Source organism: Mesorhizobium sp. P2_C5_2 (assembly GCF_056404535.1).
This window is the reverse complement of the sequence record NZ_JBFUDV010000008.1, coordinates 185,087-208,212: the sequence shown is the minus strand read 5'-3', so window position 1 is coordinate 208,212 and position 23,126 is coordinate 185,087. Positions and strand designations below refer to the sequence as shown.

Below are 23,126 nucleotides of genomic sequence, written 5' to 3'. Positions count from 1 at the left end.
CAGACCGCTGGCGCGCTTCCTCGCGCTGGCCGGTCTTGCCGTGGCGCTGGCCAGTTGCCAGATGTTCACGCCGCCCGAGGTGCAGGAATCCGGCTTTCAGCCTTCCGACAAGCCGATCACGGTCGACAATGTCGCCGCCAACAGCAAGCTCGCCGAGCTGGCAAAGGCGCAGCATCCGCGCATCCTCGCCACTTATGGCGGCGAATATTCCGATCCCAAGCTCGAGCGCATGGTGGCCAAGGTCGTCGGCAGCCTGACCGTGGTGTCGGCCAATCCAACCCAGACCTATCGCATCACCATCCTCAATTCGCCCAACGTCAACGCCTTCGCCCTGCCCGGCGGCTATCTCTACGTCACCCGCGGCCTCTTGGCGCTGGCCAATGATTCGGCCGAACTCGCGGCCGTCATCGCGCATGAGATGGGCCACGTCACCGCCAACCATGGCCTGCAGCGCCAGCAGCTCGAGGCCGAGGAAGGCCTGGCGACCAAGGTGGTTTCCGATGTGCTCGGCGACAGTCCGACTGCCAAGGCGGCATTGATCCGTGGCAAGCTGAGGCTGGCGCAGTTTTCGCGCAACCAGGAGCTGGAGGCCGACGCCATCGGCATCAAGTCGATCGGCGAAGCCGGCTACGATCCCTATGCCGCCGGCCGCTTCCTGCAGTCGATGTCGGCCTATACCGATTTCCGCTCGATATCAGGCGCGACCGATGCCAGCCTCGACTTCCTGGCCACGCACCCCAACACGCCGCAGCGTATCGATCTGGCGCAGCGCCATGCCCGCCAGTTCGGCGCGCCGGGCGTCGGCACGCGCGACCGCGATTCCTTCCTGGCTGGCATTGACGGCCTGCTCTACGGCGATACGCCGGAAGAAGGCTATGTGCGCGGCCAGACCTTCCTGCATCCAGGCCTCGGCGTGTCGTTCACCGTGCCGGACGGTTTCATCATCGACAATACGGCCGCGGCGGTGACGGCGACCGGCCCCGGCGACATGGCTGTCCGGTTCGACGGCGTGTCGATCGACAAGGACCGCGCGCTGACAGACTATATCAGAAGCGGCTGGGTGGCCGGTCTCGACGAGACCAGCGTGCGCCAGGAGACGATCAACGGCAACGAGGCGGCGACCGCGCATGCCGGGGCCGACGGCTGGCAGTTCGACATTGCGGTGATCCGCGCCGGTGGCCAAGTCTACCGGCTTTTGACGGCGGCCCCGTCGGCCAGCACGACGCTCGATCCGGTGGCGCGCTCGGTCAGCGGCTCGTTCCGCATCCTGAGCCCTGCCGAAAAGGCGGCGCTGAAGCCGCTGCACATCCGCGTCGTCACCGTTCAGGCCGGCCAGACCATGGGCTCGCTTTCTGCCCAGATGGTCGGCGTCGACCGCAAGCTCGATCTGTTCCGCGTGCTCAACGCGATGTCGCCGGGCGCCTCGGTTTCGGCCGGCGACAAGGTCAAGATCGTCACGGACAAGTAGCGCAGTCCGGTTCGATAGGGTCTGCCCGGCTGCGGTCACTGGTACCCTCAGAAGTTGCTGTTAGTGTCGGTATCGGTGCCACTGTCGCCATCGGTGCCTTCGCTGGTGCTGCTGTCGGTGCCCTCACCACCACCAAAATCTCCAGAACGGGGCTCACCGTTGTTGCCGCTCCAGGCGGCCCGGCCGGTTTGCTTCTGCACGGGTTTGTCCGGAATTGCTGCGGCTGTCCGCTTGCCTGGTTTCGGGGTCTTCGGTCTTGGCGCGGGTATGTGAACTACCTTTATTTTCGTGATGATTTTCGGGGGCTGGACCTTGCACACCGGAACCGCCAAGGCGACCTGCTTCGGGGTGCTGAGAACACCCAGGGAATACATCTGTTGCCGCTCGATCCCGGCTCTGAAGAAGGCGAGCGCGCGGTCCGGATCAGCTGGAACACCATTGCGACCTTCCATGAAGATCGATGCGAGATCGTTCATGGCATCGATATGCCCCATCGCCGCCGATTTGAGCAGCAAGTCTAATCCCTTGGCGGTATCGCGCTGGACGCCACGCCCATTGAACAGGGTGCGTCCCCACGCGGTCATGGCGTAGGGATCACCCTTGTCGGATGCTTCTGAATAGAAGCGGTTGGCCTGGTCAGGATCCGCGGCCGTCCCTATTCCAGACGAGACGATGGAACCGAGCGCAAAGGCCGCGCGGACATATCCCTTGTAGGCGGCCTGCTGGATTGCCTGCCTGGCCTCATCGACCTTGCCCGAGGCCAGCAATGCCCGTCCGAGTTCGTAACGGAAGCGGGCAATCTCTGGATAGGTCTTCACCGAGGCCTGGCAGAGCTCAACCGCGTCGCCGCCAATCTCGTTCACCAGCCGGCCCGGGACAACGCCTTGCAGGTCGAGAGGTTCGCCCGCCGCCCGATCGCAGGGATCGACGCTTGGCGACAGCTTCAGCGTAGCCTGCCTCGATGCGTCGTCGGCACGGATCTGAAAGCCGATCTCGACGGGCGTCGCGGAGCCGAGCTGCGCCTCGTAGCGCAATTTGTCGACATCGTCGGCCATCAGGCTCGATTGAGGCGACAGGATGCGGTCCGGCAGGGAAAGCATCCCCGTTGCCGGATAGCTTGCGAGCTTCAAGCTGATCGACGGGTCCTTAGCTGGGAAATCCAGCTTGAGCGGAACCGGGCCGACGCCGACGGGAATTTCGATGTCGCGGTTTTCGATCGCCTCGGCGGCGTCGGCGATACGAATGCCGCGCTCAACCACCGCCTGCTTCTGCTCGGCCGCGAGCGAGGCCATGAGCTGCTTGCCCTCGGCGCCCGCGCCGTTTCTGATCCGCAACAGCAAAACGCCCTGGGATTCGCCACCCCACTCGTTGTGCGTGGTGTAGGCCAGCGTATCCACCTGTTCCTGCCCACCCGCCAATTCGGGGGCGTCCATGCGCAGACGGGGCAGGTCCGCACCCTCGATCCTTTCGCCCATGGCCAAGGGCTTGCCGTCAAGCGTCAGCCGCCCGAGTGCCGGCAGGCTTTCGATGCTGACGCTGACTGCGCCGCCGTCGACGTCAACTGGCGTCGGTAGATCCAGCGCGACTGGCCCGATGCCGGACGGCACGATTTTCTCCAACACCGGCGGCAGCGCCGGGCGGTTGGCGCGGGGCATCAGAAAGACATCATCGAGAAGCGAGGAATTTTCCCATGGAACCTGCTTGCCATCGGTTGCCTTGACCACATCGCGGCGCACGGCGGACATGACGGCCCTTATCTCCTGGTTCGGCGCCAACGCACGACGGGAGAAGGCGGAGGAAAATGGGCTGAGATTGCCGCTCCCGTCATAGGCAACGGCTCCCGGCTCGGTGGCAAAGGCGATCAGCGCGTTCTCAGAACCCTTCACCTGCGCCAATCCGCTACCGCTGGCGACGATCAGCTGGTCGCGAAGCCAATAGTTCTTCCGCGGAAAAGGATTGTTGCGGCAGGCGTCGAGGATGATCACCTGGATTTTCGATTTCGAGCGCAACTGCTGCAACATGTCATCGAGCTTGATTGCCTGAACTTCCACGTCGGCCGCATCCTTAAGCGTGGCGTCGACCGGGATGAGAAAGTTCTCGCCGCCGATCTGGAAGCCGTGGCCTGAATAATAGACCACTGCGAGATCAGCACCGTCAGCCGCCGCGAGATAGGTGCGGAAACGCTCCTCGAACTGAAGCCTGGTCAAATCCTTGGCGACGAAAACGTCGAAGCCGGCCGTCCGGAACGTGCTTTCAACGTCTCCGGCATCCTTGTCCGGGTTCTTGAGCGCCGGAAGTTCCCGGTATTCGGAATTGCCGATCACAAGAGCAACCCGTCGATCGGCGCTAGCCTCGAAAGTCGTCAGGGTCACAAGGATCAAAGCTGCAAGAAACACGCAGAATCGCGACATGGCAAAATCCTCATCCGCTATGATCTGAAACCCCCAAAGACACCCCTCAGCTAAGGAGGTCTGTTAAAGAATTCACAATCTGGGCATGAGGGAGAAGGAAATCAGACGTGCTGATCTTATTTTTTGGTTGGCAATTAAATTAATACTGCTGACAACAAGATATTTCAGGCTGCCTGCGTCTCGAATTCAGGGTTCTGTTTGACCAGCGCCACCTTCAGCTTTTCCATGGCTCGCGCCTCGATCTGGCGGACGCGCTCCTTGGAAATGCCGAGCGTCTCGCCAAGCGCCTCAAGCGTGGCACCTTCGTCGCTCAGCCGGCGTTCCTCGATGATCCTGAGTTCGCGCGCATTGAGCGCTCTGAGCGCTGCCTTCAGCCACACCAGGCGCCGTTCGACATCGATGGTGTCGCTGGCGACTTCGTCCGGCAGCGGATCGTCCGAGACCAGGAAGTCCATGCGCTCGGTGGTGCCGGTATCGTCGGCGAGTGGCGCGTTGAGCGAGGAGTCGGGCGCCGAAAGCCTGGAATCCATCATCGCCACATCGGCCTCGGAGACGCCGAGCGCTACCGACACTTCGCGATAGAGCGTGGCGTTGGAGATCGGCTCGGCGCCATTGGCCAGCCGGGCGCGCAAGCGCCGCAGGTTGAAGAACAGCGCCTTTTGCGCCGAAGAGGTGCCGCCGCGCACGATCGACCAGTTGCGCAAGATGTAATCCTGCATCGAGGCGCGGATCCACCATGTCGCATAGGTCGAGAAGCGCACCTCGCGCTCCGGCTCGAAGCGCGCCGCCGCTTCGAGCAGCCCGACATGGCCCTCCTGGACCAGATCGCCGAGCGGCAGGCCGTAATGGCGGAATTTCGAAGCCATGGAGATGACCAGCCGCATATGCGCGACTGTGATCTGGTGCAGCGCCTGCTGGTCCTGGTCTTCCTTCCAGCGCAAGGCGAGAACATGTTCCTCGTCGCGCTCGAGGTAGGGGGCCCTCATCGCCGCGCGGACCATGGTCCGTCCTGCCGTGTCTTCGATCATGCCGCGCTCCTGCTCCCGGACATTTTCGGACGGCCTGGCGGCCGCTATCTCCTTGTCTTGAAGCAATTCCGGACGGAAAACCGTTTCACACTTTTCCTGGAATTGCTCCGGTCTGGCGCAGCTAGGGTTCTTGAAATGGAAACGCCGCGCCCTACAACACGGCATGAACGTGCCACACCGGGGATTGGTTCCGCCGCCGATGTTGCTTGTGTTGTGCTGTGCGACAGCCTGTGCCAACTCCGCAAAAGCGGGGCGAATGGCACCGATCAGTGCAGCTTTGAGTATCTGATTTCTGGATCGCCATTTTTTTGAAATCTGGTTCCTTATTTTGCGGCTCTCTATCTGTCAGTTTCCGGCTCTCACAAGCGCCGGACACCGGCCAAGGACGGGATCACAGAAAAATGAAATGGCTCAATTCGCTCATCGTCGCCGGAACGCTGCAGGTTCTGGCTGTCACATCAGGCCATGCCGGCGCCAATCTCGACCAGATCAAGCAGGCCGGCACCATCAAGGTCGGCACGGAAGGCACCTACGCGCCCTTCACCTACCATAATGATGCCGGCGCGCTGGTCGGCTTCGACGTCGAGATCGCCAAGGCGATCGGCGACAAGCTCGGCGTGAAGGTCGAGTTCCTCGAAGGCAAATGGGACGGACTGATCGCCGGTCTCGACGCCAACCGCTACGACGCCGTCATCAACGAGGTCGGCATCACCGACGCGCGCAAGGCGAAGTACGACTTCTCCGACCCTTACATCGCCTCCAAGGCGGTGCTTATCGTGCGCGGCGACAACACCGACATCAAGACCTTCGCCGACCTCAAGGGCAAGAAGTCGGCGCAGTCGCTGACCTCGAATTTCGGTAAGCTCGCCGAGACAAACGGTGCCGAACTCGTCGGCACCGACGGCTTCGACCAGTCGATCCAGCTTTTGCTCACCGGCCGCGCCGACGCCACCATCAATGACAGCCTGTCCTTCCTCGACTTCAAGAAGCACAAGCCGGACGCCAATGTGAAGATCGCCGCGCAGGAAGAAAACGCCGACTATTCCGGTGTCATCGTGCGCAAGGGCGATCCAGAGCTGGTGGCGGCCATCAACAAGGCGCTGGCCGACATCAAGGCCGACGGCACCTACAAGAAGATCGCCGACACCTATTTCGGCCAGGACGTTTCGCAGTAACGAAGGTCTCCCGGCGGTCGCCGGCGGCAATGACACAACAGCGGCGGGCCGTCTTTGACGGTTCGCCGTTTTTCGCATGATATGAGAAGCACATAATCGCGCTGCCGGTCATCGCCGGCAGTCTGTGAGGGGAGGAGCCGTTCGTGCCGCACTGGCTGCATCTGATGCTGGACTCGTTGCCGACGCTGTTATGGGCGGCGCTGATCTTCACCGTGCCGCTGACCCTACTGTCGTTCGCGCTCGGCCTGTTCGTCGGGCTGGTTGTCGCCCTGGTGCGGCTGTTCGGGCCGAAGCCGCTGGTCGCCGTGGTTCGCTTTTATGTCTGGATTTTTCGCGGCACGCCGCTGCTGGTGCAGCTGTTCCTGATCTTCTACGGCTTGCCCTCCGTTGGTATATTGCTCGACGCCTTTCCGGCGGCGCTGATCGGCTTCACCCTCAACATCGGCGCCTACAGTTCGGAAATCATCCGCGCAGTGATCGGCTCGGTGCCGAAGGGACAGTGGGAGGCGGCCTATTCGATAGGCATGACCTGGAGCCAGGCGATGCGGCGCACCATCCTGCCGCAAGCCGGCCGCGTCGCGGTGCCGCCGCTGTCCAACACCTTTATCTCGCTGGTCAAGGATACGTCGCTGGCCGCGGCCATCACCGTGCCGGAGATGTTCCAGGCAGCGCAGCGCATCGTCGCCACCACCTATGAACCGCTGATCCTCTATGTCGAGGCGGCGATCCTTTATCTGGCGATGAGCTCGGTGCTTTCGGCCCTGCAGACGCGGCTGGAGGAGCGGCTCAACCGCTATGGCGGCTTCCTGGAGGCGCGCTCATGATCGGCCTCACCGACATCGAAAAGCGCTTCGGCGACAATCTGGTGCTGAAGGGCGTGACGGTCACCATCGCCGAAGGCAGCGTCACCGCGCTGGTAGGGCCGTCCGGCGGCGGAAAAAGCACGCTGCTGCGCTGTATCAACCTCCTGGAGATTCCGACCTCCGGCACGGTGCGCATCGGCGATGAGACGCTGGAATTCCGACCGGGTATCAAGATCCCCAGCCGGGACATTCAACGGTTGCGGCTGCAGACCGGCATGGTGTTCCAGAATTTCCAGCTGTTCCCGCATCGCACCGCGATCGAGAACGTTATGGAAGGCCTGGTGACGGTGCTGAAATGGCCGACGGCGAAGGCGCGCGAACGGGCGTTGGCGCTGCTCGAAAAGGTCGGGATGGCGCACAAGGCCGATGCCTGGCCGGCGACGCTGTCGGGCGGCCAGCAGCAACGTGTGGCGATTGCGCGCGCGCTGGCGCCGTCGCCCAAGGTGCTGCTGTGCGACGAGCCGACCTCGGCGCTGGATCCCGAACTGGCGCAGGAAGTGGTCGACGTGCTGGGAAAGCTGGCCAGCGAGGGCACGACCATGGTGATGGCGACGCACGACCTGCGCCTCGCCTCAAAGATCGCTCAAGAAGTGGTATTCCTCGATGCCGGCGTGGTCGTCGAGAAGGGGCCGTCCGCCGTGGTGTTCTCCAACCCGGAGCGCGAACGGACGAAGCGCTTTATCGCGACACTGAAGCAGGAGGCCGAGAAGGAAGCTTAGGCAGACGTCACCGGCAGCATCTCAGACCAAAAACAAAAAACCCGGCGCAAGGCCGGGTTTTTCATGAATTCAAATTCGAAAGCGATCAGGCAGCTTCTTCCTGCTCAGCTTCCTCATTGTCAGCCTTGGCGCCGCGCTTAGGACCCTTGTTGAGGTTGACCTCGATCAGGCGCACGGCTTCGGTTTCGGACATGCGGTTGACGGCCGCGATCTCGCGGGCCATGCGGTCGAGTGCCGCCTCATAGAGCTGACGCTCGGAATAGGACTGCTCCGGCTGGTTGTCGGCGCGGTAGAGGTCGCGCACGACTTCCGAAATCGAGATCAGGTCGCCCGAATTGATCTTGGCATCATATTCCTGGGCGCGGCGCGACCACATGGTGCGCTTGACGCGGGCGCGGCCCTGCACGACCTTCAGCGCGCGCTCGACATAATCCTCTTCCGACAGCTTGCGCATGCCGATGGAGGTCGCCTTGGCGACCGGGACCTTCAGCCGCATCTTGTCCTTCTGGAAGTCGATGACGAACAGTTCCAGCTTGTGGCCCGCAACTTCCTGCTCGTCGATCGAGACGATCTGGCCGACGCCGTGCGCCGGATAGACGATGTACTCGCCGGTCTTGAAACCGTGACGTGCCGAGGTGGACTTCTTCTGCGGGGTGATCGTTGCCATTACGCCCTGAACTCCTTGTTGTGGTACCGGCGGCCTGCCGGTCCGAACGCTTGCGACCGGGGCCACCGATCGTTAGCCGCACAACAGATGAACCCATCGGAAAAAGCCGGGACCGGCAAACCGCATACATAGCGACTGCCTGGCCCAGATCGCTCTGGTCCGATTGGGGATTTCACCTTTCAGTGATTTGGGGCGCTTGCGCCATAAATCGACGTTGTGTCACCGGCATGTTTCGATTGATGTAGCACAAAAAGTCGGAAGAATCAAGGTTTTGCTGCAAACGCGAAGGTCGAGCGACATCGCCGCCTGTCAAGGCGGTTGATGCATGATGCGCGTTACGCAGCGTTATGACGGTCAAATCGACCGCACTTTTTTGATTTGCGCATGATCCTTTCCGAAATCGACTCCGATTTCGGCGTCATGCGTTCAGTCGCCTTCACCCGGCTCGGCGGAGAAGTATTTCTCGAACTTGCCGGCCTCGCCGTCGAAGGTCTTGGCGTCTGCCGGAGGCTCCTTCTTGGCGGTGATGTTGGGCCATTTCTCGGCGTATTCGGTGTTGACCTGCAGCCATTTGTCGAGACCCGGCTCGGTGTCGGGCTTGATGGCGTCGGCCGGGCATTCCGGTTCGCAGACGCCGCAGTCGATGCACTCGTCTGGATGAATGACGAGCATGTTTTCGCCTTCATAGAAACAGTCGACCGGACAGACCTCGATGCAGTCCATGTACTTGCATTTGATGCAGTTGTCGGTCACGACATAGGTCATTGGTCGGCTCCGGGACGTCCCGTCCTCGCTAGGCTTTTTTGGTGAGGTAACGCCTTTGCCTGCCGCTTGCAAGGGCGGCTGTTCCCGGCGGGACCGGCGCGTCCGGAATGGAATTCCAGATCGCCGGCATGGCGGAGGGCGCCAACGCTTCAGTCTTCGCCGAACAGCCGGTCGGTTTGCCTGCGCTCTTTCTTGGTCGGTCGGCCGCTGCCGGCGTCGCGCAATGCGGGAATGGCATCGGCAACAGCCTCACCTTTCGGCGCCGGCGGCGGCGACAGATCCTCATAGAGCGTGCGCGCTTCCTCGGCGGGGCCGCGTCGCACACCGGTGCCGAGCACCTTCCAGACGGAGATGCGGCGCTCGAGAGTGATGGTCAAAACGTCGCCGGGTTTGACCAGATCCGATGCCTGCGCTGCTTTGTCGCTGTTAACGCGGACGCGTCCGGCGACCACCAGCTTGGCCGCCAGCGAGCGCGATTTTACCGCGCGCGAGAAGAACAACCACTTGTCGATGCGCTGACGACCCTCAGCAACCATCGCAGCGAGCCTACTTCTTGAGCTGGTCGCGCAGGGCGGCGAGCTTGGCGAAGGGCGAGTCCGGATCGAAGCGCACCGGGCGTTCCTCGCGCGGCTTGGCCTGGAAGGCCGGCTTGCCGCCTTGCGGGCCGCCTTTGCCTTCAGGCCTGCCGCCTTTCCAGTCGGGGCGGCCTTCGCGGGGACGCTCGCCTTGCGGCTTGCCGTCGCGGCGCTGTTCGCCCTCGGCCTGCGGCTTGGGCTTGAACTTCGAGCGGTCGAAGCGCGGCTTGGCAGCACCGTCACGCTGGTCGCGCCGGCCCTGATAGGCCGGCCGCTCGCCCGGTGCCGGCTGTCCGGCGGCGGCATCGGCAGGCGCATCGGTGCGGGCCGCCTGGCCGTTGCGTGGGCGATTGTCCCGGCGGTTTTCGTGACGATGGCGCGGGCGCTGCTCGAAACGTCCTTGCCGCCACAACAAGATCGGCTTTGGTTCTTCAGCCTCTGGCGCGGCTTCGCCGGCAGCAGCTTCCGCCACTGCGGCCGTTTCGGCTGGAGCCTCTTCGCCTGCAACCGAGGTTTCGGCGACCGGTTCTGGCGATTCGGCCTCGACGACCTCGGCTCCCGCCTCCGCTGGTGCGGCCGCAACCTCGGTAACTTCAGGTTCCGGTTCTGACTCAGCTGCGGGTTCCGCAAGCGTTTCAGCCGCGGCTTCTACCACCAGCGGTGTCTCTTCCGTAATTTCGGCAGGCGCCTCCGGCTGGGTGTCCGCAACAGCCTCCGCTGCGACTTCGGCGACGGGCTCCTCAGCCGTAGCCGCGGTGGCGGCAGCCGCATCCGACTCAGCGGCCGACGCTTCAGCGACGGCTTCACTTGCAGCGGCTTCCGCCGCCTGGGCCTGCTCGGCCTTTGCAGCCGCTTCCGCCAGCTTGGCGGCAGCCGCTTCCCGCGCGGCGTTGTCCTGCGCTTCCAGCCGCGCCTTCACCTCTGCGGGCGGCTTCGGCTCGGCGCGGTAGCCGAGACCTTTCAGGATCTCCTCCATGTCGTCGGCGGTGGCGCCGAGGATCGACATCATGGGCGGCGTCACCATGAAGGACTGGCCGTCATAGGCGCCATCGGGGCGTTGTCCGAGACCTGGCTTCCAGTTGGTGGCCGGGCGGATCAGGTCGGCCAGCCGTTCCAGAATGTCGATGCGCACGGCGCGGCGGCCGAGATTGCGGTAGCCGGCGAGCTTGTAAAAAGTCTTGTCGAAAGCCGGATCGATGACCACCGAAGTGCGGCCGGACGCCAGCGCGTGCACCACGTCGCCGAAGCCCGGCTTGTCCTTGCCGTCATTCTTCAGCGCCCACAAAAGCGTGATCAGTCCAGCGGGCGCTGGCTTGATCAGTGCCGGCACGAAGACATGGTAGGCGCCGAAGCGCACGCCGAGCCGGCGTAGCGCAGCGCGGCCCTCCTGGTCGAGCGACTTCATCTCCTCGGCGATGTCGCGGCGGTTGATGAGGCCGAAATGCTCGACGAGCTGGAAGGCGATGCCACGGCCGATGCCGGTGATCTGCTCGGCGTTCTTCAAGTCGACCAGCGGCTTCAGCAGCGACTCGATCTGGAAATTGACGAAGCGTTCGGCGCGCGCGGCGACCTTGTCGCGGGCTGGGCCGGTCAGTTGCTCGTCGGCCAAAAGCACGAGGCGCGGCTTCAGCGCGTCCTCACCCGCAACCAGCGTGCCGATCGGTGCGCCGATCCAGCGCAGCGTGCCGTCTGAGCCGAGCGCCAGGTCGCCATTGGCGCAGGCGCCGAAGCGTTCGGCGCGTGCCTCGAACTCGGCGGCCAGCGCTTTTTGCGCCGCCGTGCGCACGGCCTTGGCGTCTTCGCCGCCGGCGCTCTGGTCGGCGGTGAAGCGGAACCCCTGCAACTCGCCGACATGATGGCCTTCGACAAGGACGGTTCCGGTAGGACTGATTTCGGCTTCAGGCATTGTATTTTCTCTAAGGCGCCGCATGAGGACGGAAGTCCTGCGGTCTACAAACCGTTTCGTCAACCGCTCATGCAGCGCATCCGACAATCTGTCTTCGATTTCACGCGTCTTTTCCTGCCAGTGTGCCTGATCGGCCAGCCAGCCCGGCCGGTTGGACACGAATGTCCAGGTGCGGATCTGGGCAATCCGGTGCGACAGCGTGTCGATGTCACCCTCGGTCGTGTCGGCGCGGCGCACCTGCTCGGCCATGTAATTCTCGTCGACATGGCCGTGTTTGGCGAGGTCCGTATAGATCGAGGCGATCAGGTCGGAGTGCTGGGCCGGTGCGATCTTTCTGTAGTCGGGGAGAGCACAGGCTTCCCACAGTAGCGCCACGCGCTTGGCATTGGTGGCGAGGGCGCGGATGTCCTCGTCGCGGGAGAGATGTTCGAGCGCCTGCGCATCTACCGCCGGCAGCGCCCGCGTCAGGCCTTCGACCGGCGCGTTGGTCTCGATCGAGCGCTTCAGGGCATCGAGGCTGGCGAAATCGAAATGCGCGGTGCGCCACTGCAGCACCTTCACCGGATCGAATTCATGCCCTTCGATGCGCTTGACCAGTTCCTCGTCCAGCGGATCGACCTGGCCGGTGACGCCGAAGGTGCCGTCGCGCAGATGCCGGCCGGCGCGGCCAGCGATCTGGCCGAGCTCGGCCGCCGTCAGATTTCGGTACTGGTAGCCGTCGAATTTGCGGTTCTGGGCGAAGGCGACATGGTCGAGATCGAGGTTGAGACCCATGCCGATGGCGTCGGTGGCAACGAGATAGTCGACGTCGCCCGCCTGGAACATTGCCACCTGGGCGTTGCGGGTGCGTGGCGACAGCGCGCCGAGTACGACCGCAGCACCGCCCTGCTGGCGGCGGATCAGCTCGCCGATGGCATAGACCTCGTCGGCGGAGAAGGCGACGATGGCGGTGCGACGCGGCAAACGGGTCAGCTTCTTCGAGCCGGCATAGGCCAGATGCGACAGCCGTGGCCGCGTCACCACCGAGACGCCCTTCAGCAGGCGCTGCAAAATGCCATGCATGGTGGCGGCGCCAAGCAGCAGTGTTTCCTGGCGGCCACGCAGATGCAGGATGCGGTCGGTGAAGATGTGGCCGCGCTCGAGGTCGCCGGCGAGCTGCACCTCGTCAATGGCGACGAAGGCGGCGTCGGTCTCGCGCGGCATGGCTTCGACAGTGCAGACCGAATATTTCGCGCCAGGCGGCTGGATTTTCTCCTCGCCGGTGATGAGCGCCACTCTGTGGGCGCCGACCTTTTCGCAGACGCGGGCGTAGACTTCGCGGGCCAGCAGGCGGAGCGGCAGGCCGATGATGCCGCTCTCATGCGCCACCATGCGCTCGATGGCGAGATGGGTCTTGCCGGTGTTGGTCGGACCCAGCACGGCGGTCACGTCGCGGCCCGACAGGATCAGCGGCTCGGTGTGTTTCGGCTGGATGTTCATCGGCCCGGAAATGAGGCTTTCTGCATCGTGTTGTCGGGAGCGCGCCTCGCATGGCGCGTATGACAGGCGACACATAGGGATTTCGGGCGCGAAGCGAAAGCGGAATGTTCCGGCCGTCAGTCCCGCCGTCCTCCTTCGAGGTCCGGATTCGCTCCCGATTAACAGTTGGAACGAGTCTGGAACGAATCGGCGACGAATCAGTGACTCCTGCGGATTCCGCTTTTGTTCACGGCTACATGTGGATTTTGCGACCGGGAGTCTCACCACATGCTGAATCCGTTGAACTGGCCCGATTCATGCAAGACGAGCTTTCGCGTTAACCTTAGCCGGCGAAGCCTCATCGCGCTCCAACAGGCCTCGGCCAAGATTATGAAATTATTGACTTTTCTTAACCGATCTTAACCATTTGGCTGAGTTTTCCGGCCTTCGCCATTAACATTTCGGTCAAAGCAGGAACGAATCGGGGACGAATGAGCGATGTTGAGATTTTCACGTTCTGTTCACCCCAACATGTTGTGTTATCCACAGCTTGCCCGCCGAGAATTCACAGCTTGTGAAGCGGGTTTTGCACAGGCCAGGCGAGAGGCGTTAATCTTTGCGTGCCGGAACGGGGCAGCGTCTCATGCGTAGGCTCTGGGAGCATAGCCGGTCGGCGATAAAAAACGGGCCGTGAACCGGCCCGTTTTCTTCCTTAGGCGAAACATTGGTCCTCAGGCGAAGTATTGGCCGCCATTGGCGGTGATGGTCGAGCCGGTGATGAAGCCGGCGTCTTCGGAGGCGAGGAAGACGACGCAGCGCGCGATCTCTTCCGGTTCGCCGAGCCGGCCGACCGGGATCTGCGGAATGATGCGCTCATTGAGCACCTTCTCGTCGATCGCCTTGACCATCTCGGTGGCGATGTAGCCGGGGCAGATGACGTTGACGGTGATGCCCGCGCGAGCCCCTTCCTGGGCCAATGCCTTGGAGAAGCCGATGTCACCGGCCTTGGCGGCGGAATAGTTGACCTGGCCGGCCTGGCCCTTCTGGCCGTTGATCGAGGAGATGGTGATGACGCGGCCGAATTTGCGGTCGCGCATGCCGCCCCACAGCGGATGCGTCATGTTGAAGACGCCGGAGAGGTTGGTGTCGATGACCTCTTTCCACTGCTCACGCGTCAGCTTGTGGAACATGGCGTCGCGGGTGATGCCGGCATTGTTGACCAGCACCGAGACCGGGCCAAGATCGGCCTCGACCTGTTTGATCCCGGCCGCGCAGGCGTCGTAGTCGGCGACCGACCACTTGTAGGTCTTGATGCCGGTTTCCGCGCTGAATTTCCCAGCCGCTTCGTCATTGCCGGCATAGTTGGCGGCAACCGTGTAACCCGCATTCTTCAGGCCGACCGATATGGCGGCGCCGATGCCCCGCGATCCACCGGTGACGAGCGCTACTTTGGTCATGTGTCCTCCCTGGCATTAAAGTTGTCGCATGAACGAGTGGGTAATTCCTCTTTCCCCACTCGTTTTTCGTCAGTGCCTTGTTTCGTTCTTACAGCGCTTCCACGCACAGAGCGACGCCCATGCCGCCGCCGATGCACAGCGTGGCGAGGCCTTTCTTGGCGCCGCGGCGGCGCATTTCGAAAACCAGCGTGTTGAAGACGCGCGCGCCCGAAGCGCCGATCGGATGGCCGATGGCGATCGCGCCGCCATTGACGTTGACGATCGACGTATCCCAGCCCATGCCCTTGTTGACGGCGCAGGCCTGCGCGGCGAAGGCTTCATTGGCCTCGACGAGGTCGAGGTCCTTGACCGACCAGCCGGCCTTCTCCAGCGCCCGCTTCGAGGCGGGAATAGGTCCGGTTCCCATGATCGCCGGATCGACGCCGGCGGTGGCCCACGATGCGATGCGCACCAGCGGCGTGATGCCGCGCCGCGTGGCTTCAGCCTCGGTCATCAGCAGCGCGCCGGCGGCGCCGTCATTGATGCCGGAAGCGTTGGCGGCGGTCACCGTGCCGTCCTTGTCGAAGGCCGGCTTCAGCTTGGTCATGCCGTCGATGGTGGCGCCGTGGCGGATGTATTCATCCTGGTCGACAATGGTGTCGCCTTTCCTGCCCTTGATGGTGACGGCGACGATCTCGTCCTTGAACTTGCCGCCCTTCTGCGCGGCCTCGGCCTTGTTCTGCGAGGCCAGTGCAAACTGGTCCTGGTCGTCGCGGGTGATCTGGAACTGGCGGGCGACGTTCTCGGCGGTGTTGCCCATGTGGTAGCCGTTGAAGGCGTCCCACAGGCCGTCCTTGATCATGGTGTCGATCATCTTGTAGTCGCCCATCTTGACGCCGGCACGCAGGTGCTCAGCGTGCGGCGACAGCGACATCGATTCCTGGCCGCCGGCGATGATCACCTTGGCGTCGCCGGTGGCGATCTGCTGCATACCGAGCGCGATGGCGCGCAGGCCCGAGCCGCAAACCTGGTTGAGGCCCCAGGCGGTCGTCTCCTTGGGCAGGCCGGCATTGATCGACGCCTGGCGGGCGGGGTTCTGACCCTGTGCCGCGGTCAGCACCTGGCCGAGAATGACCTCGTCGACTTCGCCCGGCTCGACACCGGCACGCGACAAAAGCTCCTTGATGACGACGGCGCCAAGCTCATGCGCCGGGGTGGCGGCGAAGGCGCCGTTGAAGGAGCCGACAGCGGTGCGTGCGGCGCTGGCGACGACGATTGAATTGGAAGCGGACATTTTTCTCTCCAGACTTCGAGGTGTCGTGTTCTTGGGTGCTTGTTGGGACTTTTCTTGCCCGTTCCACACCCCAAGTCAAACCGGAAATGGGCATGCCGGCCATGCGCCGCAAGCAGGGCACGAGCGGCCGGCGCGATCGCCTGGCCATTGCTGCGCAGCATATTTAGCCCGCCATGCAGCAATAAATGATGCCGCACTGCACAAAGCGCTTGGAATTATGGAGCTTTTGCGCATATCCTTAAAAATGGCGCAATCGTTACCGGCGGCTTACTCAGGCGCGCCGGTGTCCCCGGGAGGATGCTGATGGCCGCGAAAGACGACCCAATCATTATCAAGAAATATGCCAACCGCCGTCTCTACAACACCGGCACCAGCACCTATGTGACGCTCGAGGATCTGGCCGAGATGGTCAAGAAGGGCGAGGAGTTCACGGTCCAGGACGCCAAGACCGGCGACGACATCACCCACCCGGTGCTGACGCAGATCATCTTCGAGCTGGAGAACAAGGACGGGCAGAACATGCTGCCGATCCCGTTCCTGCGCCAGCTGATCGCTTTCTACGGCGACCAGATGCAAATGATCGTGCCGAGCTTCCTTGAACAGTCGATGATCGCCTTCTCCAAGGAACAGGAGCGCTTTCGCGAGCAGATGAAGGGTGCGATCGGCAAGTCGCCGCTGGATGTGATGAAGATCGCCACGCCGATCAAGGCGCTGGAAGAGCAGACGCGCCGCAACATGGAAATGTTCCAGAACGCCATGCGCCTGTTCACGCCGTTCCCAGCCGCCGCGAATGGCGCTGCCGCGGCTGCGCCCGAGCCGACCCGCAAGGAAGCGCCAGAAAAGAGCGGCGACGACCTTCAGGAGTTGAAGGAACAGATCGCCGCCATGCAGCGCAAGCTCGACACCATGTCGTAGAGGCGACCAGGGAATGGCCTGACCGGCTCTACCGGTTGGGCCTTGCCGTCACGGGTCGATTTTCAGCTGCCACGGTTCCCAGATCTCGTCGGGTTGCCCGCCGAGCGAGCGGTAGAAGGCCTTCGCCGGCAGGTTGGATTTCAGCACCGTCCATTTGATGGCGGATGCGCCAATGCCGGCGGCGTATTCGTGAAGCCGTTCAACAAGCGCATGGCCGACCGCCGTGCCGCGCGCGGCCTCGGCGACATAGAGTTCCTTCAGCCAGACAACCGGCTTCAGGTCGTAGGTCCAGGGGATGAGGTAGTGGACGGCGATGCCGACGATCACATCCTCGCGCTCCGCCACCAACACGCCAAACCGGGGCGACGGCCCGAGCCCATGTTCGATGAGGTCCGCCTCGGTGACGCGGAACTTGTCGTCATAGCCCTCGAAGGCGGCCAGCGCCCGCATAAGCGCGAGCACCGCGCCAACATCTTGCTGCTCGAACGGACGGACCGTAATCGCCACCATCTGCATGCTTTCCCCTGTCTTCAATGTCGACCATATCGCGTGAACGCTGCCGCGCCAGGCTGGTCCTAGGCCAGCTATCATGCGTGCAAATTGCCCGGTTCGTTGCCCGAGGCGAAAGGGAGTTCCTCGTCCTGCCAGCCGGTTATGCCGCCGATCATGATCTTCACGGGACGGCCGAGGCTGGCCAGCTTGAAGGCCGCCTGATCCGCGCCATTGCAATGCGGTCCCGCGCAATAGACGACGAAAAGCGTCTGTTCAGGCCACTCTGCCATTCGCTCGGCCGATATCTCGCGGTGCGGCAGGTGCAGCGCGCCCGGTACATGGCGGCGTTCATAGGCTTCTGGCGAACCGACCACATGCAAAAGGACAAAATCCTGATCGCCGCTGCGCAGCGCCGCGGCGACGTCTGAACAGTCGGTCTCGACGGAAAGCCGGCGCAGGAAGTGGTCGCGTGCGATTTCCGGCGATGCCGCCGGAATGTCTGTCACGTAGCTCATTCGCGTATCTCCATTGGTGATGCGCTGGAGATAAAGCAGGAAGCAGGGCGATTGCAGCTGGCAGCTTTGCCATATATCGTCAAGATCATGCCAAATTCATCCTCCCTTGCTGTCAATCCGCTTGTCGTTGCCGTTGCCTATGATGGGCTGTGCACATTCGAGTTCGGCGTGGCGGTTGAGATCTTCGCCTTGCCCAGGCCGGAAATGGGCAAGGATTGGTACCGTTTTGCTGTTGCCGGGATCGACGCGGGTGAAATGCGCGCGCTGGGTGGCGTGCGCATCGTCGCCGATGGCGGAGCCGAGCTGATCGGCCAGGCCGGCACGGTGATCGTGCCTGGATGGCGCGGATCGGAGGCTCCGGTGCCGCCGTCGCTGATCGAGGCGCTTCAAAAGGCACATGAGAGGGGTGCCCGTATTCTGTCGATCTGCTCGGGCGTGTTCGTGCTTGCCGCCGCCGGCCTGCTGGCAGGCAAAAGGGCAACCACGCATTGGCGCTACAGCGAGAAGCTGACGGAATTGTACCCCGACATCACCGTGGTTCCCGACGTGTTGTACATCGATGAGGGAAACGTCCTGACATCGGCCGGCAGTGCCGCGGGCATCGACCTTTGCCTGCATCTGGTGCGGCGCGACTTCGGCACCAAGGCCGCAAACATGGTGGCGCGCCGTCTGGTCGTGCCGCCGCATCGCGACGGCGGTCAGGCGCAGTATGTCGAGAGTTCCGTTCCCGAGCCGCACGAGCGCAGCCGGCTTGGACCGTTGATCGACAGAATGCGCGCCAATATTTCGGCCGACTATCCCGTCGCAACTTTGGCCGAGCTTGCCGGGATGAGCGAGCGGACATTTCTGCGCCGGTTCGCGGCCGCAACCGGCGTCACGCCGGCGCGCTGGCTGCTGTCGGAGCGGCTTTCGCGGGCGCGCACGCTGCTGGAGGATACCGCCATGCCGATCGAGCGGATTGCCGAGACCGCCGGCTTTGGCGCGGCCGGCACGTTGCGGCATCACTTTCGTCAGCAGTTTTCCACGACGCCAGTCGCCTACCGTGCGCGGTTCGGGACCAATGCCAGGTCGGCCTGACGCAGATCAAACCACGAGGCAATGCGCAGTCAGGTCAGTGACCCGACATAGCGGCCACGCGGCCTGATGATGCTGCCGCTCATGATCTGTTCGACCATATGCGCGGCCCAGCCGACGCTGCGCCCAAGCGCGAACAGCTGGAACGGTGCATCGCGCGGCAGGCCAAGACCGCGCGTCAGCGCAGCCAGGGCAAAGTCGATGTTGGGGTGCGCTCCGGTTGCGGCCATAGCGGCCTTTTCCAACTGTTGCAGCGTCTGGTCGACAGGGATGGCTGCCAAAAGCGCGGTGGCACGGGGATCGCCGTCGGGATAGAGCGGATGGCCGAATGCCGGCAATGGCCGGTCGTGGCCGAGCCAGCGCCGGATCGCCGCCTCGGCGCCATGCCGAGCCGCATCCTCCGCCAGTTGCATCACCGCTTCGCCGGCGCCGCCATGGCGCGGGCCGGTCAGTGTCGCCAGGCCAGCCAGCAGGCATGCGGCGGGCGAGGCCCCGGTCGAGGCCGCGACGCGAGCAGTGAAGGTCGATGCGTTGAGTTCATGATCAGCGAGCAGGACAAGGGCGCAGCGGATCGCTTCCGCGCCGGCACCATCCACCGACCAGCCCTGCGCCAGGCGTTGGTGAACAGGCGACGTGCCGGACCCGGCACCCAGCGCCTGCGCCAGCGCCCCGATTGTTTGCGCGGCCTCAGTGCACAGCGAGGCGGCGCTGCGGCCGAGCGAAGGCCGTCCCTGGCCGGCGAGTACGGCAAGCTGCGCGAAGGCCGAGCCGCGGCCGAATGGAAGGGGTGGCTCCGATGACGGTACCTTGAACGCCACTGGTTCGGCCGAAGCCCAGAGCACGGCAGCGGTTTCCTCCAACGTGGCCGATTTGGCGAGCGTTACGGCGTCCTGACCGCGGTAGATGAGGCGACTGTGCACAACGGTCGAAATCGCGGTCGCGATCGACGGTTCGCCCCAGGCAATCGCACTTTCGGCGATGGCCGAGGGGCTGCGGCCGCGCGCGCGGCGGGTTGCCAGTGCCGCGATGTCGTCGGCGCGGTATTGGCTGCGGCGCGGGTCGGTCTCATCCGGCCGCATGCCGATGCGGCCGCGGCTGACATAGGCGTAGAGCGTTTGCGGCCGGACCTTGAGTCTTTCCAGCGCCTCTTCCCGCGACAGCCATTCGGACATTTCGAGCCTGATATTGATTATATTGATCAAGATTGATGGAGCTGTGGATCAATCCTTATCTATTGCGCAGAAAAGCTGCAAGGAGATGAGACATGGCAAACGGGCTCGATGATGTGGTGGCGGCGGAGACGGTGCTCTCCGATGTCGATGGCCTTGGCGGCCGCCTGACAATCCGCGGTCATTCGCTGCTGGAACTGGCAGGCCGATGGAGTTTCCCGCAAGTGGTTCGCCTGCTGCTGGACGGCTTCTTCGACGACTTTCCCGACGATGTCGAACTCGCGGCGCGACTGGGCAAGGCTCGTGTCGAGGTGTTTGAGCGGCTCCAGCCTTCGCTGACTTTGCTGGCTCCCCTCGAAATCTACAGCGCGATGCGCGCCGGCATGGCTCTGCTGCCTGACGGCGAGACTTTCACTGATGCATTGCGGCTGATCGCGGCGCCCGCCGTGCTGACGCCGGCTCTGCTGCGCCTTGCACGCGGCGAGCAGCCGATCGCGCCCGACGCCAAGGCTGATCATGCCACCGACATGTTGCGGATGCTCAAGGGGTCGGTCCCGTCGCCGGCATTGGCGAAGGCGCTCGACACCTATCTGGTAACTGTCTGCGACCACGGCCTCAACGCCTCGACCTTCGCCACACGCGTCGTCGCTTCGACGCTGGCGGGGCTGACATCATCGGTGCTGGCCGGGCTCGGCGCGCTCAAGGGGCCGCTGCATGGCGGCGCGCCCGGGCCAGTGATCGAGATGCTGGACGCAATCCAGGCGCATGGCGACGCGGCCGGCTGGCTGAGTGCCGAAATCCAGCATGGCGAGCGCATCATGGGCTTCGGCCATCGCATCTACCGCGTGCGCGATCCGCGCGCCGATGTACTGAAGGCGGTGGTGCGGCAGCTGGGCAGCGAGGGCGAAACCGGCCGCCGGCTGGCCTTCGCCGAAAAGGTCGAACAGACCGCGCTCGAGGTGCTGCGGATCGCCAAGCCGCAGCGCTCGTTGCAGACCAATGTCGAATTCTACACCGCGCTGGTGCTGGAAGCGGCGGGCTTTCCGCCAAAGGCGTTCAGCAATGTCTTTGCCGCCGGGCGCGTCGCCGGCTGGATCGCGCATGCGCGCGAGCAGCAGACGACGGGACGGCTGATCCGGCCGCAGTCGCGCTATGTCGGCCCGGTGCCGGATCTCGTCGCCTGAGGCTCCCAAGCCGTTTCAAGAGAATATGGCCTCTCCGCCTGGGGAGGCCTTTTTCTTCATGACCGAAATTTCATGTGATCACGCGACCGTGTTCGTGTTCTTGCCTTGGTCAGGACTTATATGCTGCACTGCAACATAAGTCCGCTGCAACCGAACCCGCCCGATTCCCGGGCGGTAGGAGGCAGCAGCGCCCAAACCAATACAGGAACGCCATGACGAAAAACGGCAAGGCGGAGGAAACCAAGAAGATCAACATCGCGCTGCAGGGCGGCGGCTCGCACGGAGCTTTCTCCTGGGGCGTGCTCGACCGGCTGCTGGAGGATGGCAGGCTGGAGATCGCAGCTGTGTCCGGCACCAGCGCCGGCGCGATGAATGCGGTGGCGCTGGCCGATGGCTTTGTGCGCGGCGGCGTTGAAGGCGCACGCAAGAAGCTGGACGATTTCTGGCGCGCGGTGGCGGCGAAAGGCCGCTTCAGCCCGGTGCAGCGTATGCCGTGGGATGTCGCCTGGGGCAATTGGTCGATCGAAAACACGCCCGGTTACTTCTTCTTCGACACCATGTCGCGGGTGTTTTCTCCCTATGTCGCCAATCCGCTCGGGCTGAACCCTTTGCGCGATGTGGTCGAGCAGGAGATCGATTTCGCCAATGTGCACGCCTGCAAGTCGATGGAGCTGTTCATCTCGGCCACCAATGTCGAGACCGGACAGCTGCGCGTCTTCTCCGACGGCGAGATCGACCTCGACACGGTGATGGCCTCGGCCTGCCTGCCGCAACTGTTCCGCGCCGTCGAGATCAAGGGCGTGCCCTATTGGGATGGCGGCTATGGCGGCAATCCGGCGCTTTATCCGTTCTTCAAGACGGCGGCGACCGACGACGTGCTGCTGGTGCAGATCAATCCGGTGGTGCGCGAAGGCACGCCGAGAAGCGCCAACGAGATCCAGAACCGCATCGACGAGATCACCTTCAATGCCGGGCTGCTGAACGAATTCCGCTCGATCGCCTTCGTCAAGGAGCTGATCGCCGCCGGCCGCTTGCCGCGTGGCGAATACCGCGACATTCGCATGCACCGCATCGATGCCGACGAGGCGTTCAAGGATCTGTCTGCGTCGTCGAAGGTCAATGCGGAATGGGCGTTCCTGACCTATCTCAGAGATCTCGGCCGCACGGCCGCCAGCGACTGGCTGGAGGAGAATTACGATGCCGTCGGCAAACGCCCGACGCTCGACCTCTCCGGCGAGCTCGACGACGGCTTCAAGCCGGTGCGCGGTCCGGCGCCGGGACGGCGGGTCAAGGAATTTCTCGCCGCCCGCAAGAAGCCGGAGGCGGAGCGGCGTCACGCCTGAAGGGCGAGGTCGATCACCTTGACCAGCGCGGCCGCGGCCTGGTGCTGGTCGTCCGCATCGCTGATGCGCGCCTTCATGCCTTCCAGCCCGTCAAGCAGCATGTCGGCGAGCAGGCGCGCCGACAGGCCCTTGGCCGCCAGGTCGGCGCCGTTACGCCCGGCCTCTTTCTCGATCGCCGCAGCGATATGTCCGCCAAGGCCGTCGCGCCAGCAGACGACGAGATCGGCAAGGCTCGACTTCATGTCGAGCAGTTCGGCGCCGTGCGGCGATGAGATGACGCCTCGCATCATCGAGATCAGCGCCTCGTCGATGGCCCGGGTCATGCGCTCCGTGAAGGCGCCATCGCCGGCCAGCGCCACCTTTGCCGCCTCGACCGAGCGCGACAAAATCATCATCGCAATGGCGCGAAAAATGTCGGTCTTGTTCTTGAACAGCAGATAGAGCGCCGGCCGCGACATGTCGGCGGCGCGCGCAATATCGTCCATCGTGGTGCGCGAAAAACCATAGGCCAGAAACACCTTCATCGCGCCGTCCAGAATGCGGATGCGCCTCGGGTCTGTGGTTGTGATGTCTTCGATCTGATTCACGGCTGCGACACTATCTGCGGAACCTCTATTGACAAAATTACGAAATTTGTCAACTTGTATGAAGCGGGATGGCGTACCATTC

At 63.5% G+C, this 23,126-nt stretch carries 20 protein-coding genes; 8 read left to right on the top strand and 12 right to left on the bottom strand.

Annotated features, from left to right (window positions below; all coding sequences use genetic code 11):
- The first annotated feature begins 61 nt into the window (after window positions 1-61).
- Window positions 62-1,468 carry a M48 family metalloprotease gene (locus AC1D1B_RS27470; protein ID WP_477336138.1) on the top strand — a complete coding sequence of 469 codons (1,407 nt, stop codon included), beginning with the start codon at window positions 62-64 and terminating at the stop codon, window positions 1,466-1,468.
- A gap of 47 nt (window positions 1,469-1,515) precedes the next feature.
- On the opposite strand, the gene AC1D1B_RS27465 is transcribed toward AC1D1B_RS27470, so the two are convergent.
- A complete protein-coding gene (locus tag AC1D1B_RS27465; RefSeq protein WP_477336106.1) occupies window positions 1,516-3,879 on the bottom strand; it encodes a caspase family protein in 2,364 nt (787 codons plus the stop codon).
- A 164-nt stretch (window positions 3,880-4,043) separates the two neighbouring features.
- Window positions 4,044-4,907, bottom strand: a complete 864-nt coding sequence (locus tag AC1D1B_RS27460) for an RNA polymerase factor sigma-32 (RefSeq protein WP_477336105.1) — start codon at window positions 4,905-4,907, stop codon at window positions 4,044-4,046.
- A 401-nt stretch (window positions 4,908-5,308) separates the two neighbouring features.
- On the opposite strand from AC1D1B_RS27460, the gene AC1D1B_RS27455 reads away from it, so the two are divergent.
- The 3 genes from AC1D1B_RS27455 to AC1D1B_RS27445 all read left to right on the top strand — a co-directional run bounded on the left by AC1D1B_RS27455 (window position 5,309) and on the right by AC1D1B_RS27445 (window position 7,664).
- Entirely contained in the window at window positions 5,309-6,082 is a 774-nt protein-coding gene (locus tag AC1D1B_RS27455; protein ID WP_477336103.1) for an amino acid ABC transporter substrate-binding protein, read from the top strand.
- Window positions 6,083-6,225: 143 nt separating this feature from the next.
- Window positions 6,226-6,906: an amino acid ABC transporter permease gene (locus AC1D1B_RS27450; protein WP_023693608.1), complete on the top strand. Its 681-nt coding sequence runs from the start codon at window positions 6,226-6,228 to the stop codon at window positions 6,904-6,906.
- Entirely contained in the window at window positions 6,903-7,664 is a 762-nt protein-coding gene (locus AC1D1B_RS27445) for an amino acid ABC transporter ATP-binding protein (RefSeq protein WP_477336101.1), read from the top strand. The genes AC1D1B_RS27450 and AC1D1B_RS27445 overlap by 4 nt, the downstream gene beginning before the upstream one ends.
- Window positions 7,665-7,749: 85 nt before the next feature.
- On the opposite strand, the gene AC1D1B_RS27440 is transcribed toward AC1D1B_RS27445, so the two are convergent.
- The 6 genes from AC1D1B_RS27440 to AC1D1B_RS27415 form a co-directional block, all read right to left on the bottom strand.
- Entirely contained in the window at window positions 7,750-8,331 is a 582-nt protein-coding gene (locus AC1D1B_RS27440) for a CarD family transcriptional regulator (RefSeq protein WP_023673664.1), read from the bottom strand.
- A 426-nt stretch (window positions 8,332-8,757) separates the two neighbouring features.
- Window positions 8,758-9,096: a ferredoxin FdxA gene (gene fdxA, locus AC1D1B_RS27435; protein ID WP_027031582.1), complete on the bottom strand. Its 339-nt coding sequence runs from the start codon at window positions 9,094-9,096 to the stop codon at window positions 8,758-8,760.
- Window positions 9,097-9,245: 149 nt separating this feature from the next.
- The gene (locus tag AC1D1B_RS27430) at window positions 9,246-9,632 is read right to left on the bottom strand and encodes an RNA-binding S4 domain-containing protein (RefSeq protein ID WP_477336099.1); all 387 of its coding nucleotides are present in this window, start codon (window positions 9,630-9,632) and stop codon (window positions 9,246-9,248) included.
- Between the two features lie 10 nt (window positions 9,633-9,642).
- Entirely contained in the window at window positions 9,643-13,056 is a 3,414-nt protein-coding gene (locus tag AC1D1B_RS27425) for a helicase-related protein (RefSeq protein ID WP_477336097.1), read from the bottom strand.
- Window positions 13,057-13,766: 710 nt separating this feature from the next.
- On the bottom strand, window positions 13,767-14,492 hold the full coding sequence (gene phbB, locus AC1D1B_RS27420) for an acetoacetyl-CoA reductase (RefSeq protein WP_477336095.1): 726 nt from the start codon (window positions 14,490-14,492) through the stop codon (window positions 13,767-13,769).
- 88 nt (window positions 14,493-14,580) lie between these two features.
- Window positions 14,581-15,765, bottom strand: a complete 1,185-nt coding sequence (locus AC1D1B_RS27415; protein WP_477336094.1) for an acetyl-CoA C-acetyltransferase — start codon at window positions 15,763-15,765, stop codon at window positions 14,581-14,583.
- 303 nt (window positions 15,766-16,068) lie between these two features.
- Between AC1D1B_RS27415 and phaR the strand changes: the two genes are divergently transcribed.
- Window positions 16,069-16,680: a polyhydroxyalkanoate synthesis repressor PhaR gene (gene phaR, locus AC1D1B_RS27410; RefSeq protein WP_477336092.1), complete on the top strand. Its 612-nt coding sequence runs from the start codon at window positions 16,069-16,071 to the stop codon at window positions 16,678-16,680.
- 48 nt (window positions 16,681-16,728) lie between these two features.
- Here the strand turns inward: phaR and AC1D1B_RS27405 are convergent, their stop codons facing one another.
- A complete protein-coding gene (locus tag AC1D1B_RS27405) occupies window positions 16,729-17,190 on the bottom strand; it encodes an N-acetyltransferase family protein (protein WP_477336090.1) in 462 nt (153 codons plus the stop codon).
- A 77-nt stretch (window positions 17,191-17,267) separates the two neighbouring features.
- Window positions 17,268-17,687: a rhodanese-like domain-containing protein gene (locus AC1D1B_RS27400; protein ID WP_477336088.1), complete on the bottom strand. Its 420-nt coding sequence runs from the start codon at window positions 17,685-17,687 to the stop codon at window positions 17,268-17,270.
- 66 nt (window positions 17,688-17,753) lie between these two features.
- Between AC1D1B_RS27400 and ftrA the strand changes: the two genes are divergently transcribed.
- Entirely contained in the window at window positions 17,754-18,764 is a 1,011-nt protein-coding gene (ftrA, locus tag AC1D1B_RS27395; protein ID WP_477336136.1) for a transcriptional regulator FtrA, read from the top strand.
- A gap of 29 nt (window positions 18,765-18,793) precedes the next feature.
- Here ftrA and AC1D1B_RS27390 read toward each other — a convergent pair whose 3' ends face one another.
- The gene (locus AC1D1B_RS27390) at window positions 18,794-19,933 is read right to left on the bottom strand and encodes a citrate/2-methylcitrate synthase (RefSeq protein WP_477336087.1); all 1,140 of its coding nucleotides are present in this window, start codon (window positions 19,931-19,933) and stop codon (window positions 18,794-18,796) included.
- A gap of 92 nt (window positions 19,934-20,025) precedes the next feature.
- Here AC1D1B_RS27390 and AC1D1B_RS27385 point away from each other — a divergent pair, with 92 nt between their 5' ends.
- Together AC1D1B_RS27385 and AC1D1B_RS27380 are read left to right on the top strand one after the other, a co-directional pair.
- The gene (locus AC1D1B_RS27385; RefSeq protein ID WP_477336085.1) at window positions 20,026-21,114 is read left to right on the top strand and encodes a citrate synthase/methylcitrate synthase; all 1,089 of its coding nucleotides are present in this window, start codon (window positions 20,026-20,028) and stop codon (window positions 21,112-21,114) included.
- A gap of 212 nt (window positions 21,115-21,326) precedes the next feature.
- Window positions 21,327-22,457: a patatin-like phospholipase family protein gene (locus tag AC1D1B_RS27380; RefSeq protein WP_477336083.1), complete on the top strand. Its 1,131-nt coding sequence runs from the start codon at window positions 21,327-21,329 to the stop codon at window positions 22,455-22,457.
- On the opposite strand, the gene AC1D1B_RS27375 is transcribed toward AC1D1B_RS27380, so the two are convergent.
- The gene (locus tag AC1D1B_RS27375) at window positions 22,448-23,044 is read right to left on the bottom strand and encodes a TetR/AcrR family transcriptional regulator (RefSeq protein ID WP_477336081.1); all 597 of its coding nucleotides are present in this window, start codon (window positions 23,042-23,044) and stop codon (window positions 22,448-22,450) included. The genes AC1D1B_RS27380 and AC1D1B_RS27375 overlap by 10 nt on opposite strands.
- Window positions 23,045-23,126 lie beyond the last annotated feature (82 nt).

Bases quoted from the DNA above. Each gene is read 5' to 3' on its own strand.
- AC1D1B_RS27470 (WP_477336138.1), top strand. From the start codon at position 62: ATGTTCACGCCGCCCGAGGTGCAGGAATCCGGCTTTCAGCCTTCCGAC.
- AC1D1B_RS27465 (WP_477336106.1), bottom strand. From the start codon at position 3,879: ATGTCGCGATTCTGCGTGTTTCTTGCAGCTTTGATCCTTGTGACCCTG.
- AC1D1B_RS27460 (WP_477336105.1), bottom strand. From the start codon at position 4,907: ATGATCGAAGACACGGCAGGACGGACCATGGTCCGCGCGGCGATGAGG.
- AC1D1B_RS27455 (WP_477336103.1), top strand. From the start codon at position 5,309: ATGAAATGGCTCAATTCGCTCATCGTCGCCGGAACGCTGCAGGTTCTG.
- AC1D1B_RS27445 (WP_477336101.1), top strand. From the start codon at position 6,903: ATGATCGGCCTCACCGACATCGAAAAGCGCTTCGGCGACAATCTGGTG.
- AC1D1B_RS27440 (WP_023673664.1), bottom strand. From the start codon at position 8,331: ATGGCAACGATCACCCCGCAGAAGAAGTCCACCTCGGCACGTCACGGT.
- fdxA (WP_027031582.1), bottom strand. From the start codon at position 9,096: ATGACCTATGTCGTGACCGACAACTGCATCAAATGCAAGTACATGGAC.
- AC1D1B_RS27430 (WP_477336099.1), bottom strand. From the start codon at position 9,632: ATGGTTGCTGAGGGTCGTCAGCGCATCGACAAGTGGTTGTTCTTCTCG.
- AC1D1B_RS27425 (WP_477336097.1), bottom strand. From the start codon at position 13,056: ATGAACATCCAGCCGAAACACACCGAGCCGCTGATCCTGTCGGGCCGC.
- phbB (WP_477336095.1), bottom strand. From the start codon at position 14,492: ATGACCAAAGTAGCGCTCGTCACCGGTGGATCGCGGGGCATCGGCGCC.
- AC1D1B_RS27415 (WP_477336094.1), bottom strand. From the start codon at position 15,765: ATGTCCGCTTCCAATTCAATCGTCGTCGCCAGCGCCGCACGCACCGCT.
- phaR (WP_477336092.1), top strand. From the start codon at position 16,069: ATGGCCGCGAAAGACGACCCAATCATTATCAAGAAATATGCCAACCGC.
- AC1D1B_RS27405 (WP_477336090.1), bottom strand. From the start codon at position 17,190: ATGGTGGCGATTACGGTCCGTCCGTTCGAGCAGCAAGATGTTGGCGCG.
- AC1D1B_RS27400 (WP_477336088.1), bottom strand. From the start codon at position 17,687: ATGAGCTACGTGACAGACATTCCGGCGGCATCGCCGGAAATCGCACGC.
- AC1D1B_RS27390 (WP_477336087.1), bottom strand. From the start codon at position 19,933: ATGTCCGAATGGCTGTCGCGGGAAGAGGCGCTGGAAAGACTCAAGGTC.
- AC1D1B_RS27385 (WP_477336085.1), top strand. From the start codon at position 20,026: ATGGCAAACGGGCTCGATGATGTGGTGGCGGCGGAGACGGTGCTCTCC.
- AC1D1B_RS27380 (WP_477336083.1), top strand. From the start codon at position 21,327: ATGACGAAAAACGGCAAGGCGGAGGAAACCAAGAAGATCAACATCGCG.